A 14,395-nucleotide genomic window follows, 5' to 3' on the forward strand; every position below is an offset into this window, starting at 1 on the left:
CGCTCGACTACGTCAGCCCCATGACGTTCGAGAAAAACTGGTTCGCCGCTCAACAGGGACGAGCCGCATAAATCTCTCAGCTATGGGATTCGCTAAACAGGGGCAAGGTCAAGCTTCCACCGCCGCCCTATGGACATCTCGTCTGCTCTCGAAACCTTCACCGTCGCGCTCGCTCTCTTTTGCGTCGCGCTGGTGCCGTTCGCCATCGGCCACGATCCCGGTCTCGCGCGGCGCATCGTGCAAATGGACAGCCTGCCTCGCGCACGCTGGCCGAATCTGCTGACACGCGCCGGCATTGCCTGCGTCCTCATGTCGTTCGCGCTTCTGCTGGTCGGCTGTTATTACATCATTGCCGGCGCAGGCCACTAACCATGCTAGCGGCGTCATATGCCGCCCCAACCGGCCGCGTACCCATCGCCCGGCGATCAATTCGCGGCTGCTTGATTTCCCGCCTTATCTCCCGCCTTATATCCATCCGTGAGCGTGTTCAAAAACGCCACCACGTCCTTGATTTCAGCCTCGTCGAGCACCGGCTTGTCACCCGGCTTGCGATCGAACGGCGGATCGGTATTCAGGTTGGTCCAGTAACGCTGCGGCAGATCGTCGAACTTCTGCACTTTGCCCTTCACGACCGGATAAAACTTTTCCGGGTTTGTGTCGCGTTGCGCATAAAAACGCACTGCCTGATCCAGCGAATGATAGATGCCGTTGTGGAAGAAACTCTTCTTCAACGCGACGTTGCGCAGCGTCGGCGTGCGGAAGATGCCGCAGAACTCGGCGCGGCCCTTCAGGTCGGTACGCTCCGGCCCGCATGCGCCGAGGTCGTAGAAATGCGGATCGCGATTCACCTGCAGCGCACGGTTGCGCGGCACGCCGATCGCAATCAGACCGAAGTCGCTAAACTGCGGCGGCGCACCGTCCATGGTGCGCTGGCTGATATGGCAGCTCGCGCAATTGCCCTTCTTTTCGTCGTTGAAGACTTCCAGACCGTGTAGTTCGGCCTTGGTCAGTTGCGTTTTGCCCGCCAGATACGCGTCGTACTTGCTGGTGTACGGGTAGAAAATCTCCGGCGCCTGTTCGAAGGTTTCCAGCGCTTGCAGCACGGCGTTGAAAGTGGCTTCGTCGCTATCGAAAATATGCGCGCCGAATGCCGTGCGGAAAACCGCCGCATACGGCGCGGCCTTCACCGCCGCCGTGACCTTCGCCGGTGTGCTGCCCATTTCGAACGACGACAGCAGCGGAATACGCGCCTGGTCCGAGCCGCGGTCGACCCGCCCGTCCCACGTCAAGCCGCCAGTCGGCCCGGCATCCACGCTCTCATCGCCTTCGTCGTCCGACTCGTGATAGTGCTCGGCGAACGCCGGCACCGATTGCAGGTACTTGAGCGTCGGCGCGGCGCGCATGCCGGTGCGGTGCATGTCGTTGCCACCCAGTTGTACCGACAGCGAGTTCGCCGGCGAAAAGCCGTGATCGGGGCTATGGCACGACGCGCAGGCCAGCTTGCCCGAGCCGGATAGCGACGCGTCAAAGAACAGTTGCTTGCCGAGGGCCGTCATCTGCCGCACGGATTCGTAGACTTGTGCGCGGGTCTGACCGGCTTCATGCGCCGCCACCTTCACGGAAGAGGCCGCCGTAGACGTAGAGGCCAGCGAAGCACTCGCCTGGGTCCCGACGCCTGTATTGGCATTGGCATTGCCGTTGGCGTTCGTATTCACGTCGGCACTCACTTGCGCGTTGCCGCTCCCGTCGGACTTCGCCCCCGCTGTCTGCGAGCCTGCGTCGCACGCCGCCAGCGTCACGGTCATAGCCGCAAGCGCAATCGCCAGCATCGAGCCAATGCCTGCCGCCCCTATGCGCCGCCGCGCCAGCGGCCGAACCGTCATTTTTCGAATCCCCGCGAGACCAGGCCGCATATGAATGATGTGAGTTTGCGATATTGAAGTCCGCGAGCGTATTTCATCGACATGTCGTTTAAATGACATACAGCCGACGGAAATATCGAAACCAAAGCTATTCGTAATTAGTTACATGTTTCTGTCAAATTCCTTGTTCAAACTTTCGCTCGCGGCCATCCGTGTAAGCAATGCACGCGGCCCGTCCCCAACGCGAGAGAGAGAACACATACCAAATGAACAAGAAACTGATCTGCGCGGCGCCTATCGCGATCGCGGCAGCGTTGAGTCTGTATGCGTGCGGCGGCGACAATGTCACCGCGCCACCGGACATCACGTCGATCAAGACGGTCGTGGTGATCTACGCGGAGAATCGCAGCTTCGACAATCTGTACGGCAACTTCCCCGGTGCTAACGGTCTGCAGAACGTGACGGCGGCGAGCGCCACACAGTTGGACCGCAACGGCACGGCGCTCGCGACGCTGCCGCAAGTGTGGAACGGTCTGACGCAAACCGGCGTGACGCCGGTCGTGACGCAAGCGATGACGGCCAACCTGCCGAACAGCCCGTTCGCCATCGACGACCCGAATGGTTTCAACACGCCGATCACCGCCACGACGCGCGATCTGTATCACCGCTTCTATGAAAACCAGATGCAGATCAATGGCGGCAAGAACGACAAGTTCGCCGCGTGGGCGGATTCCGGCGGCCTCGTCATGGGTCACTACACGCCCAACGCCGACAAGCTGCCATTGTGGAAGATCGCCCAGCAATACACACTGGCAGATAACTTCTTCATGGGCGCGTTCGGCGGCTCGTTCCTGAATCACCAGTGGCTGGTCTGCGCGTGCACGCCGACCTATCCGAATGCGGACAAGAGCCCGGCAGCCGCCTCGATCTCGTCAGTCGAAAGCGACGGTGTCACGCTAAAGCTTGCGACCAACTCGCCGGCTTCGGCGCTGAGCGGTCCGCCGAAATTCGTACTCTCGGGCAACCTGACGCCTGACTTCTACGCGATCAACACGATGCAGCCGCCGTATCAGCCGAGCGGCAACAAGGCGGCTTCGGGCGGCGACGCCAACCTGGCCGACCCGACTGCGGCCACTACGTTGCCGGCGCAAACGCAGCAGCACATCGGCGATCTGCTGAACAACGCGAAGGTGTCGTGGGCGTGGTACGGCGGCGCGTGGGGTGCGGCGGTCTCAGCGGCGCAAACCGGCACGGCGAATGTGATCTACGGCGCGAACCTGACGGCGCCGAACTTCCAGCCGCATCACCAGCCGTTCAACTACTTCGCCGATCTCGCACCGGGCTCAGCGAACCGTTCGCAGCATTTGCTCGACGGCGGTCTGGCAGGCTCCGAGTTCATCAAGGCGATCGACGCCGGCACGCTGCCGCAAGTGTCGTTCTACAAGCCGCAGGGCAACCTGAACGAGCACGCGGGTTACACCGACGTCGCCTCGGGCGACCAGCACATCGCCGACGTGATCTCGCATCTGCAGAAAAGCCCGCAGTGGAACAACATGCTGGTGGTCGTGACCTACGACGAAAACGGCGGCTTCTGGGACCACGTCGCGCCGCCGAAGGCCGACCGTTGGGGTCCGGGCACGCGGATTCCGGCGCTGATCATTTCGCCGTTCGCGAAGAAGGGGTTCGTCGATCACACGCAGTACGACACGACGTCGATTCTGCGTTTCATCACGCACCGCTTCTCGCTGCCGACGCTGCCGGGCATCGCCGCGCGTGATGCCGCACTGGTCAGCAATGGCAGCAAGCCGATGGGCGATCTGACGGCCGCGCTGAACATCAGGCAGTAATCCGTTAGCAACGGTCCGCCTGACGGTGGGAATTTGACGGGGCAGCTTCGGCTGCCCTTTTTTGTTTTCGTCGCGCGGATCACCCCATGGCGCACGCGACTCGTTATCGACGCAAACAGCGACACAACGCGTTTGCACGACCGGCGTATGCTTCGACGCAGGACTCGATCATTCCCGCCGATGGCGGCTCGAAACCCATAGCAACGTGTTGCAGGCTTGCCCACCTATTCAGGAGTTCGACAGCATGACGGAAAAAATCATCAAGGTACCCGGTCCCGATCATCCGATCACAATCGAGCCGGACAAAGCCCACGTGGTGGTGACGGTCGCCGGCCGCGTGATCGCGGACACGCGCAATGCACTCGTGCTGCGCGAGGCGGCGTATCCGCCGGTGTATTACATCCCGCGCAATGACGTCGAAATGACGCTGCTGGAACGTACCGATCACGTGACGTATTGCCCATACAAAGGCGATTGCGCGTACTACAGCATTCCGCTTGGCGGCGAGCGGGCAGTGAACGCGGTCTGGACCTACGAGTCGCCCTACGCGCCCGTGAAAGAGATCGCGCAGCATCTGGCGTTCTATCCGAACCGCGTCGATTCCATCGACGTGCAACCGGCGGAGTAAACGGCCACGCGCGCATCGCAGCGGTGAGGCTTCGATGCGCGGCGCAAGGCTTTTGAAGTACGGCAGGAGGGACTCGAACCCCCCACCCTCGGCTTAGAAGGCCGATGCTCTATCCAGCTGAGCTACTGCCGTATTGACGTGAGGCGATGCAAACACAAACGTGACCAACCTGCATCGCCCGCAATGAGAACCCGTAGAGGGCATTGGAACCTGTGCTGTATGACCGCCACAGGGTTCATGGGATACCGAAATTCTAACTGACCGGGCCGGGGACCGTGAAAATCCGATCCGGCACACGGCAACGCTGATCGGCAATCACCACACAGCATCACAAAACAAACGGGCCCGACGCGTTGAGCCGGGCCCGGATTATAACCGATCGCTTCTTACCCGCCAGTCGCACGCCAGCATCTGGCGGGCTGTAGCGGGCATGCCGAACGCAATCAGACCGGTTGCGGATGCAGCATGAACCAGCCGAGGAACACAATCCCCGCGATCACGCAGTACACGCCGAACGAAGCCAGACGTCCGCGGCCTTCGAAATAACGCATCAGGAAACGCACGCTGAGATACGCGGCGATTGCGGTCAGCACGCCGCCGAGCAAGGCATCGGCGAGCTGGTCCGGCGCATGGAACAGTTTCGGCAATTCGAGCACGCCGGCCGCGAAGATGATCGGCGTGCCGAGCAGAAACGAAAACTCGGCGGCCTTCTCCGTCGTCAGGCCGGCCGCGTTACCGGCAATCATCGTCAGACCGCTGCGCGAGAAGCCCGGAATCAACGCGCCGATCTGCGCGAGGCCGACGAAAAACGCCTGGCGGAAAGTCAGCTTCTCCGGCGCCTGATGCACGCGCGAACGTTGCAGGCGATCGCCGAACCACAGCAGCACGCCGTTCACGATCAGCGCGACTGCGACAATGCGCAGATCGTGAAAAATCAGCTCGAGACGTTTCTCAAGAATCAGCCCGACGAGGCCCGCCGGAATCGTGCCGATGATGAGCGCCCACATCATGTGCGCGTCGTCGTTGCGACGGCCGCCGAACGAAGCGAAGAAGCCACGCACCAGCGCGCACCAGCGCTTGCGGAAGTACCACAGCAGCGCGAACGCCGTACCGAGGTGCAACGCGACGAGGAACGGCAGCAATTGCGGCGCGTGCTTGTCGATATGCATGCCGAACAGGCCAGGCACGAGCAAAGTGTGGCCGAGGCTGCTGACCGGGAACAGTTCGGTGACGCCTTGCAGCACGCTCAGGAAAATCAGAAACGACAGGTTCACGCGGCGGTCCTTGTAAGGAAAATGTCGGGGAACAGCGCGCCGCACAAGGAAAACGACGGCGCGTCAAAAGCGCACCGATTATGCCTGGCTGCAAAGTCAGCGCCAAGCGTTTGAACCGCATTCGGGGAAATATTGATGCGCTGCGTCACAACTGGAAACCGTTGTTACGTCGCCGCAAAGAAACAGAGCGCCACCGGTGGCCGCCCTGCGTTTATGAAAAATTCAATGTACTGATGCGCGAGAGTTGTGCCAGGCCCGTCGTACTAGACCCGTCGTACCAGGCCCGCATTGACGGCCCAGCAGAAGGCCAAGCAGATGACTGGATCAGCGCTCGAGCTTGTAGAAAAAGTAGACCGTGCTTGCCGCGAACATGCCGAACAGCGCCACACCCATTGCCATTGCGAGATCCATAAAGCCTCCTGAGCCGATCTCGCCCGGTCGTTGATTGGCCGGGCAGTCAGTGGATTATCGACAAGGATAGTGCTTCCCGGACACCCGCAATTTCCCGAGAAGGGTTTCCCCGTAGCGCAAAGCAGCGCAAAATCGTTGCTTCGCGAGCGGTTATGCGGCGCAGTTCGAACGTCCACAACCCGCGTTCGAGCCGCGCTCAACTCACGTTTGAACGTCCCCCACCCTTTTCTCAACCAGCCCATCGACCATGCCCCTCTCCCCGCAACAGGACATTCTCGAGATCGCCCAGGACGCCTCCGTGCTCCGTTTCTCGCCGCAAGCCGGCGGCCGTCTTTTGTCGTGGATTATCGACGGCGAAGAGGTCATTCACTGGCCCGAGAACGCCGACTGGAGCCAGCCGGCCAGGATTCGCGGCGGCAATCCGCTGCTGTTTCCGTTTCTGGGCCGGCATCGCGTCGACGGCAAGATCGGCTTCTGGCGTGACGCACAAGGCACGGTGCGCGAATTACCGATGCATGGTTTCGCACGCGACCTGCCCTTCGAAGCCCACGCCGACGTGCACGGCGCCGGTTTGCGCATGACCCTCGCCGACAGCGACGCGACACGCGGCGGCTACCCGTTCGGCTTCCGTTTCGAGGCGACGTACCGGCTCGTCGATACACATACGCTGGAAGTCACACTGAGCACCGCCAATACCGGCGACACGCGCCTGCCCTACTACGCCGGCCATCACTTCTATTTCACGCTGCCGCACACACAGCGCGCCGAGACCTCGCTGGAGCTGCCACCCACCGAACGATGCTACCAGCAGAGCGACGGCTCGATCAGCGCGACCGAGCCGGGCGCAGCGCGCTACACGCTCGACGAGGCGCGCATTCTCGACCGCTTCCATTGCCTCGTGGGTGCGCCGGACCAACCGGTGCGCCTCGTCGCGCCCGGACTGAACCGGGTCATCACGATCGATCTGCAACGGCCGGACTCGGTGCCTTGGTACGCGGTCACGACATGGACCGAAGCCGCTGAGTCAGACTTTTACTGCGTCGAGCCATGGCTGGGTTTGCCGGATGCGATCCACAACGGCCTGGGACTGCGCTGGCTCGAACCAGGGCAAAGCGAGACAGCCGCACTGCGTATCAACGTCAGCAAGCTGCGCTGATGGCAGGTTTTCCGCTCATCTCGACGTGACGGGTTACGCGGCTTTTCGCCGCGTTCCCGCCGTGCCCGCCCGCCTCTGCATCCGTTTTTCGGATGCTGCAGCGCAAAACCGTTAGAATCGGACGCTTTGCATCTACCTGCCGCGTGATCGGGATCGGCGCGTGGCAGCGCTTTGCGAGGTCCAATGCTTAACACAACAAGAATGATGAAACGGCTCGCCTGCGCGTCGTTGCTGGCGGTGCTTGCCGCCTGCGGGTCCGCTCCGGTGGGGCCAGGCTTTTACCGCGTCGAACGGGGCGATACGCTGTCGAAGATCGCGCGCAGCAACCGGCAACCGGTGCAGAACATCGTGCGCTGGAACAACCTGACCAACCCGGACAGCATCGAGGTCGGGCAGGTGCTGCGTGTCGCGCCGCCGGGCAATGTGGCGTCCACAGGTGGCATCGCAGGTGGTGCAACGCGTAGCAGCGGTGCAGGAAGCGCGAGCGCTTCGGCGGCGCCCCGCGCGGCACCCGCCGATAGCGCGCCGTCGTCGGCACCGGCTCCGTCGATCTCGCTGATTTGGCCGGCCGACGGCACGGTGATCCGGCGCTTCGACGGCTCCAATTCGAAGGGCATCGATATCTCAGCGGCGACGGGCACCCCGGTGGTTGCCGCGGCGTCCGGCACGGTGGTCTATGCGGGTAACGGCTTGCGCGGCTATGGCAACCTGCTGATCCTCAAACACAACGCCGACTATCTGACTGCCTACGCGCACAACCGCGTGCTGCTGGTGAAGGAAGGCCAGTCGGTCTCCCGCGGCGATAAGATCGCCGAAATGGGCGACACTGACACCGACCGTGTCATGCTGCACTTCGAACTGCGCTATCAGGGCCGCTCGATCGACCCGTCGCGGGCGCTGCCGGCGCGCTAGCCGCCCGGCCTCAGGCATGCGCCCTGCAACAGCAGTTAAGGGAACCGCGCGTGCTAGAAAGCGCCCAATCCTATGCATGACGCGGCTTCGCGCCGCGTCTTCCCCTGTCATCTGTAAGGAACCTGCAATGAAGAGCGCTCTTGCGTCCATAACAACAGCTGCGGCGATCGGCCTCGGCCTGCTGACGCTCGGCAGCCTCGGCGGCTGTTCCAGCACCACCACCATGACTTACCTGCCAAGCGGCGATACTGGCTTTGCAATCAACTGCAGCGGCAGTGACGCGAGCTCCAGTTGGGCCGAATGCTACAAACGCGCGGGCGAGGTCTGCGGCAATTACGGCTACGACGTCGTTTCGAAGGACGTCGACAACGGCGCAACCTCGGGCGGCTCGGTTGGCGGAATTTTCGGTGCGAACGTCAAGAACCGGTCGATGGTGGTTCGCTGCAAGCAGTAAAAGGCAAACTGGCAACGCAATAACGCAGGCGCCAAGGCTGCTCGAGCTGGCGGCGCCGGCAGCCAGAGCGCAGATCGACGCGTGCGGCGAATGCGTACGACGAACGCGAACAGCGCGCCGAGCGCAATCGGCCCCAAAAAAAAGCCCGGCACGAGGCCGGGCTAACGGGGGTTCGGCGCATATCGGCAAAGGACCGGTTCACCATGCGCCAGAAGGAAATCTAACAACCCCCTTTTACAAGCGCAATCGATTAATTGCATGAGCAATGTGATGCGGCGTACGGATTCCGCATTACGTGAAGAGAAAATGTCGGAAATAAGCGAGATAAATGGCCTTGTCTGCCCCGTATGAAACCTCATAAAAGCGGCAAGTTAAAGTCGCGTGCGTGGCTCACCAAGCCTTATAAATCAACCACCTACCCGCGCACGCAGAAAAAGCCTGATGAAAGCCCGCTGGGCGATTCCCGTCAGCCCCGCCCAGCATGATCCGGACGCTTTATGTATTGCGAACCTTTGGTGCGCCAACGCACCATACAGATGCATTAGCGATTATCGAGCGGCACGAATAAGCAATCGCGCTTCTTCATAACAAATTCGCAAATAGCGAATACATTAAAAATCTTCAAATCCGCTGACAAATTGCGAGCTTGAAAATCGACCGCAGTTATTGACTCGATGAATTAGATGATAAGCACAGGCCTTGGTTCGTTCAAGCTGGCCGAATGGCTAAAATCGGCCAGCTTGCAGCGCAATCACATGACTCGCAGGCCCAGTTCGGTCACAAGCACCGCCGCCTGCTGATGCGAAATCGTCGCGCCCTTGAAGAGCGCCGCATCGACCAGCCGCACGCCGCTCAGATCCGCCTCGCGCAGGTCCGCGCCGTCAAAACGCGCGCCTTTCAGATGAGCATCCTTCAGACTGCCGCCGTCGAAGATCGCTTCGCGGAAATCGACGCCGGCCAGATCGGCGTCGGAGAAATCGAGCTGCTGGAGGGTGGCCTTGCGAAACGACAGGCCGCGCAAATGAGCGCCCACCAGCAAGGTCTCGACGAAGCTCAACCCAAGAGCCGTACAGGCTTCGAAATTGGCACCCGTCAGCTTGCAGCTGTGGAACGACGCCGAGGCAAGCTTGGTGCGCCGCCAACTGGTGTTGTTCAGATCGCTCGACTGGAACGCCGCGTCGACCAGATCCGCCGACGCGAAATCCGCCTGGCGGCCGCGGCAACGAACCCAGCGCGTGTGCGACAGCGTCGCGCCGAAGAACGACGTCTCGACGATCGTGCAGCGATGAAACTCAGCGCCGCGCAAATCGAGTCGCGACAGATCGGCGCCTTCGAAATCGCAGTCGGTGAAATGGAGCGGCTCTCTATTGCCCACCAAGCTCGTAGCGATGAGGCGCTCCACGTCGGTGCGCGTGAGTGTGGCGTCGGCCACTACGTGAGCCTGCGCGCCCACAGCGCGCGCCGTTGAATCCAGTGACATGAAGGTTCAGAATGAATTTTGCCGAAAGACCTCAAGCGTACCGGAACGCGCGCCGCCCTGGCGATCCGCGCCGATGGTTTATAGTAACGGCCCCGTCAGAACCCGCTTACGATGACTTCAAACGACGCCACTCATAGCCCGCTGTACGCCCAGTTGCTCGCCGAAACCGCCAAAATCGGCTGGACCGAACTCGAACGCTTTTTCGCGCGCGGCATGCTGCTGCGCGTCGCACGCGACCTCGATCTGGTGAGCGTCGCCGAAGCCATCGCCAGCGACGACACCACGCAGGTCACGCAATGGCTGTCTTCCGGCCTCGTCGAACGCGTGCAGGCGGAAACCGCAGCCGATTTCGCCGAGCGCGATCCCGACCTCTGGGCAGTGGTCGTCTCGCCATGGGTGTGCGTGCAGGAACGTAATTGAGCGACCCCGCGCACGCCCCAAAGGAAGCTCCCTTGGGGAATGGCGAGACAGCAAGCGTGGCGGCTCCCGCCGTCCCGGTGCACTGGCACCGCCGGGTGCTGACGCTGGCGTTTCCAATCGTCCTAGCCAATCTCACCCAGCCGATTCTCGGCGCAGTCGACACCGCCGTCGCCGGCCATCTGGACGGCGCGTCCTATCTCGGCGGCGTCGCGCTCGGCGGCCTGTTCTTCAACTTCGTGTTCTGGGGCTTCGGCTTCCTGCGCATGGGCACCACGGGCCTCGTCGCGCAAGCGCACGGCGCCAGGGATCAGGCTGAACTGAGCAACAACGTCGTACGCGCGTTGTTGCTGGCGGCGGCGATCGGCGCCGCGGTGCTTCTGTTGCAAGCGCCGTTGATCGATTACGCATTGCGCGTGATCGGCGGCAGCGACGCGGTGCAGCACCACGCGCAGATCTACTGCCACGCGCGCATCTGGGCCGCACCGCTCGCGCTCGGCAACTACGTGGTGCTCGGCTGGCTGCTCGGTACGCAACAGGTGCGGCTTGCGCTGCTGTCGCAAGTTTTCATCAACAGCGTGAACATCGCCGCGGTACTGTTATACGTGTATGTGTTCGATTGGGGCGTGGCCGGCATCGGCGCGGCCACGGCCACCGCCGACGCACTCGGCTTCGTGCTCGGCGCCGCGTTGCTGTGGCACGGCCGGCCGCGCGGCTTGCCTGCGCTAAACCGCGCCGCCCTCTTCGACGCCGCCGCGCTCAAGCGTCTCGTGGTGCTGAATCGCGATATCTTCGTGCGCACACTCTGTCTGCTGTCGTCGTTCGGCTGGTTCGCGCATCTCGGCGCGAAGCAAGGTGACGCCACGCTGGCCGCCAACGCGCTGCTGCTCAATTTTCAGACCTTCATGGCTTATGGACTCGACGGCTTCGCTCACGCGGCAGAAGCGCTGGTCGGCGCGGCGATTGGTGCGCGCGACCGGCACGCTTTCGCGCAGGCCATCAAGGTGACGGCGCTATGGTCCGCGCTCGGTGCGCTGGGCTTCTCGCTGGTGTATTGGGGCGCGGGCTCATGGATCATCGAAGGTCTGACCAATCAGGCTGTCGTGCGTGCCACGGCCGAGACTTATCTGCCATGGGCCGCGCTCTTACCGGTGATCTCAGTGTGGGGCTTTCTGCTCGACGGCGTGTTTATTGGCGCCACTCGCACGCATGAGCTGATGACGTCGATGGTGGTCTCGTTCGCGGTGTTCGTGGCAGCCTCGTGGGCCTTGCTGGCGCTGTATGGCAATCACGGCTTGTGGGCCGCGATGCTGATCTTCATGGCCGCGCGCGGCGTCACGCTCGCGCGCTTTTTGCCAGGCGTCGTGCGAGGCATGGCGAGGGCGGCGGTCTGAACGACAACGCCGCATACGCCGCACACGGTTACGGCTTGAAACAAGCGCACACATATCCCGCGTGCAGCTCGCCCTAGAATAATTGCAGCCCGCGCCGTCCGCGCGAATTATCTGCGCGGGTCAGAAGCGCCGGCGTGCCCGCGCCGGTGCTTCGCTTTCGTTCACGGCAAGCGCTCAGGGCGCGGGCGCCATGACGGGCGGACGGTCGTCGGTAGGCACACCGTGGTAGTCGACAGGATCTTTCGGCGGCGGGCCGCCATGGTGGCCGGAAGGTTCGTTGGCACAGCCGGCGAGTCCGGCAGCCAGCATCAACACAATCAACAAAACGCGGTTCATAGACTCTCGAAACAGAATGACAATAACGGCAACGAAGCGCCGAGAGTCTACCTGCAATTCGCATTCGACGATGTCGCGGCGGGCCGCGTCACCCTGCTACCCCCTGCCATTTTGTTACGCGTGTCCTACTATAGAGGCACGGCTGCGTGTCATAGGAGACTGCCATGGACGCTGAATCGATCGCAGGTCTGGTCGGACTTGCAATAGGCCTGCTCGTGCTGCTCGCTCTGTCGATTTTCGAATCGAGAACCTACCGGCGCGAACACGACGGCGAAGGCATGCTGCATCACTGGGTCACGCACCAGCACATGCCGCACTGGATGCGTCGCCGGCATTGAACGGACAAACCGGCGCGCCACACCGACACTTTTTTCACCCCGACGCAATTCGTGATTGACTCTGGCACCCAATGCCACGTAGAATCTCGGATTCGTCGGAGCGTAGCGCAGCCTGGTAGCGCATCTGATTTGGGATCAGAGGGTCGAAGGTTCGAATCCTTTCGCTCCGACCACGAAAAGCAATACGAAACCCGCGTAGCCTTCGGCTTCGCGGGTTTTTGCTTTTTGGGCGCCAAGGCCTCATGCGAACTGATGTGACCGTTCGGCACGTGCCACCGCCTTGCGCCCTCACAAGCCCGCATGCGACAGTGATTGAAAACCCGGCGCCGTTACCCACGCCGCAACCAGAGTCAAGGAGACACACATGAATCTGATCCTCTGGCGTCACGCCGAAGCCGAAGATTTCGCCGCTAGCGATCTCGCCCGCGCGCTCACCACGCGGGGCCGCAAACAGGCGCAAAACGTCGCCAAATGGCTGCGCACCCGCCTGCCCGACGACGCCGTGGTCCTCGCGAGTCCTGCGGTGCGCACCATCCAGACCGCAGAAACGTTGAGCGACCAGTATCGCGTGGTGCGCGAACTCGCGCCTAACGCCAGCGCAGACGACGTGCTCGAGGCCGCAGGCTGGTCAAAAGGCATCGCACCGACCGTCGTGATCGTCGGCCATCAACCGACGCTCGGCCACGTTGCGGCACGTTTGCTCGGCAACAGCGGAGCGAGTTGGCCCCTGAAGAAAGCCGGTCTGTGGTGGATCGAAAGCCGCGAGCGCGACGGCGACGACCAGGCCGTGCTGCGCGCGGCGATGAGCCCCGATCTGATCTGAGCGCTGGGCTGAACTGATCAGGTCACGCAACCCGGTTCTCAGAGAGGCCCAGCTGCGCCCGCCAGTCCCAGCGGTCGCGCGGAAACAACACATGACCCGCCCGGCCCACGACATTACAAGCCGCGCGCACGGAGCTTACGGGCAGTCATCCAATCGTCACAGCTTTGCCATGCGAGCGTCACCAGGCGTTACTACATTGGCGAAAAAAGAAATCTCCCTTTTTTCGACCAGGACGCCACATGCGAGAACTGCCGACGCCCACCCTGCCCCTGGCTTCGATCTTCGAAACGCGCCGCCTGCCGCGCGCCGAAGAGACAGTCACCGCCCAGCATCGCCTGCAAGTGACGTGGGCACGCACCGACGAGCAACTGCGCGAGGCCCAGCGTCTGCGCTACCGTGTATTCGCCGATGAAATGGGCGCCCGTCTGACGGGACCGGCCGGCCTCGACGTCGATGTATTCGATTCCTACTGCGATCACCTGCTGGTGCGCGATCTCGACACGCTGAAGGTGGTCGGTACCTATCGCGCGCTGCCGCCGCACCAGGCCGCCCGTATCGGCCGCCTGTATGCCGAAAGCGAATTCGACGTGTCACGTCTCACGCACCTGCGCGCGAAGATGGTCGAAGTGGGCCGCTCATGCGTGCACCCTGACTATCGCAGCGGCTCGGTGATCATGTCGTTGTGGGCAGGACTCGCCGCATACATGAAGCACAACGGCTACGAGACGATGCTCGGCTGCGCGAGCGTCGCGATGGTCGACGGTGGCCACTACGCGGCGAATCTTTACTGCTCGCTGCGCGACAACGCGATGACGGCGCCGGAATATCGCGCGTTCCCGCACACGCCGCTGCCGGTGGAAGAATTGCAAACCGGCGCCGACGTCGCACCGCCGCCGCTGGTGAAGGGCTATCTGCGCCTCGGTGCGAAGATTTGCGGCGCACCGGCCTGGGATCCTGACTTCAACACCGCCGACTTTCTGACGCTGTTGCGCCTGACGGATATCAACGCGCGTTATGCGCGGCACTTCCTCGGCGACGCAACGCCGCGCTGAACTGGGCTGGA

Annotated in this window: 15 protein-coding genes and 2 tRNA genes; 12 read left to right on the plus strand and 5 right to left on the minus strand. The window is 62.4% G+C overall.

The annotated features are described in order from the left end of the window. Positions 1–129 precede the first annotated feature (129 nt). Positions 130–369 (plus strand): hypothetical protein, encoded by a 240-nt coding sequence (locus KHO33_RS08770; protein WP_054036300.1) that lies wholly within the window; start codon positions 130–132, stop codon positions 367–369. Positions 370–425: 56 nt separating this feature from the next. On the opposite strand, the gene KHO33_RS08775 is transcribed toward KHO33_RS08770, so the two are convergent. Beyond that, positions 426–1,883, minus strand: coding sequence for a cytochrome-c peroxidase (locus tag KHO33_RS08775; protein ID WP_054036298.1), 1,458 nt, complete (start codon positions 1,881–1,883; stop codon positions 426–428). Between the two features lie 245 nt (positions 1,884–2,128). Between KHO33_RS08775 and KHO33_RS08780 the strand changes: the two genes are divergently transcribed. Beyond that, the gene (locus KHO33_RS08780; protein ID WP_054036295.1) at positions 2,129–3,709 is read left to right on the plus strand and encodes an acid phosphatase; all 1,581 of its coding nucleotides are present in this window, start codon (positions 2,129–2,131) and stop codon (positions 3,707–3,709) included. A gap of 244 nt (positions 3,710–3,953) precedes the next feature. Continuing rightward, positions 3,954–4,337, plus strand: coding sequence for a DUF427 domain-containing protein (locus tag KHO33_RS08785; protein ID WP_054036292.1), 384 nt, complete (start codon positions 3,954–3,956; stop codon positions 4,335–4,337). 58 nt (positions 4,338–4,395) lie between these two features. On the opposite strand, the gene KHO33_RS08790 is transcribed toward KHO33_RS08785, so the two are convergent. Then, positions 4,396–4,469: transfer RNA gene (locus tag KHO33_RS08790), tRNA-Arg, on the minus strand. A 311-nt stretch (positions 4,470–4,780) separates the two neighbouring features. Next, positions 4,781–5,611 (minus strand): undecaprenyl-diphosphate phosphatase, encoded by an 831-nt coding sequence (locus KHO33_RS08795; protein WP_054036290.1) that lies wholly within the window; start codon positions 5,609–5,611, stop codon positions 4,781–4,783. A gap of 658 nt (positions 5,612–6,269) precedes the next feature. Between KHO33_RS08795 and KHO33_RS08800 the strand changes: the two genes are divergently transcribed. The 3 genes from KHO33_RS08800 to KHO33_RS08810 all read left to right on the plus strand — a co-directional run bounded on the left by KHO33_RS08800 (position 6,270) and on the right by KHO33_RS08810 (position 8,544). Then, the gene (locus tag KHO33_RS08800; protein ID WP_200564593.1) at positions 6,270–7,178 is read left to right on the plus strand and encodes an aldose epimerase family protein; all 909 of its coding nucleotides are present in this window, start codon (positions 6,270–6,272) and stop codon (positions 7,176–7,178) included. Positions 7,179–7,361: 183 nt separating this feature from the next. Beyond that, entirely contained in the window at positions 7,362–8,090 is a 729-nt protein-coding gene (locus KHO33_RS08805) for a peptidoglycan DD-metalloendopeptidase family protein (RefSeq protein WP_200564594.1), read from the plus strand. A 127-nt stretch (positions 8,091–8,217) separates the two neighbouring features. Further along, positions 8,218–8,544: a hypothetical protein gene (locus KHO33_RS08810; protein WP_054036284.1), complete on the plus strand. Its 327-nt coding sequence runs from the start codon at positions 8,218–8,220 to the stop codon at positions 8,542–8,544. Positions 8,545–9,295: 751 nt separating this feature from the next. Here KHO33_RS08810 and KHO33_RS08815 read toward each other — a convergent pair. Further along, positions 9,296–10,024 carry a pentapeptide repeat-containing protein gene (locus KHO33_RS08815; protein ID WP_200564595.1) on the minus strand — a complete coding sequence of 243 codons (729 nt, stop codon included), beginning with the start codon at positions 10,022–10,024 and terminating at the stop codon, positions 9,296–9,298. Between the two features lie 111 nt (positions 10,025–10,135). Between KHO33_RS08815 and KHO33_RS08820 the strand changes: the two genes are divergently transcribed. Both KHO33_RS08820 and KHO33_RS08825 read left to right on the plus strand, forming a co-directional pair. Further along, complete coding sequence (locus KHO33_RS08820; protein ID WP_054036282.1) at positions 10,136–10,444, plus strand: DUF2288 domain-containing protein; 309 nt, start codon at positions 10,136–10,138, stop codon at positions 10,442–10,444. Between the two features lie 32 nt (positions 10,445–10,476). Next, entirely contained in the window at positions 10,477–11,835 is a 1,359-nt protein-coding gene (locus tag KHO33_RS08825) for an MATE family efflux transporter (protein ID WP_200564596.1), read from the plus strand. A 174-nt stretch (positions 11,836–12,009) separates the two neighbouring features. On the opposite strand, the gene KHO33_RS08830 is transcribed toward KHO33_RS08825, so the two are convergent. Continuing rightward, entirely contained in the window at positions 12,010–12,171 is a 162-nt protein-coding gene (locus KHO33_RS08830) for a hypothetical protein (RefSeq protein WP_200564597.1), read from the minus strand. A 164-nt stretch (positions 12,172–12,335) separates the two neighbouring features. Here KHO33_RS08830 and KHO33_RS08835 point away from each other — a divergent pair, with 164 nt between their 5' ends. The 4 genes from KHO33_RS08835 to KHO33_RS08850 all read left to right on the plus strand — a co-directional run bounded on the left by KHO33_RS08835 (position 12,336) and on the right by KHO33_RS08850 (position 14,384). Continuing rightward, positions 12,336–12,509: a hypothetical protein gene (locus KHO33_RS08835; RefSeq protein WP_172737684.1), complete on the plus strand. Its 174-nt coding sequence runs from the start codon at positions 12,336–12,338 to the stop codon at positions 12,507–12,509. Between the two features lie 96 nt (positions 12,510–12,605). Then, positions 12,606–12,682: transfer RNA gene (locus KHO33_RS08840), tRNA-Pro, on the plus strand. 191 nt (positions 12,683–12,873) lie between these two features. After that, entirely contained in the window at positions 12,874–13,332 is a 459-nt protein-coding gene (gene sixA / locus KHO33_RS08845; protein WP_054036280.1) for a phosphohistidine phosphatase SixA, read from the plus strand. Positions 13,333–13,571: 239 nt separating this feature from the next. After that, the gene (locus KHO33_RS08850) at positions 13,572–14,384 is read left to right on the plus strand and encodes a GNAT family N-acetyltransferase (protein ID WP_054036277.1); all 813 of its coding nucleotides are present in this window, start codon (positions 13,572–13,574) and stop codon (positions 14,382–14,384) included. Positions 14,385–14,395: the final 11 nt, after the last annotated feature.

The organism is Paraburkholderia nemoris (assembly GCF_905221015.1).
In the GTDB taxonomy this organism is placed as follows: Bacteria; Pseudomonadota; Gammaproteobacteria; order Burkholderiales; family Burkholderiaceae; genus Paraburkholderia; species Paraburkholderia nemoris.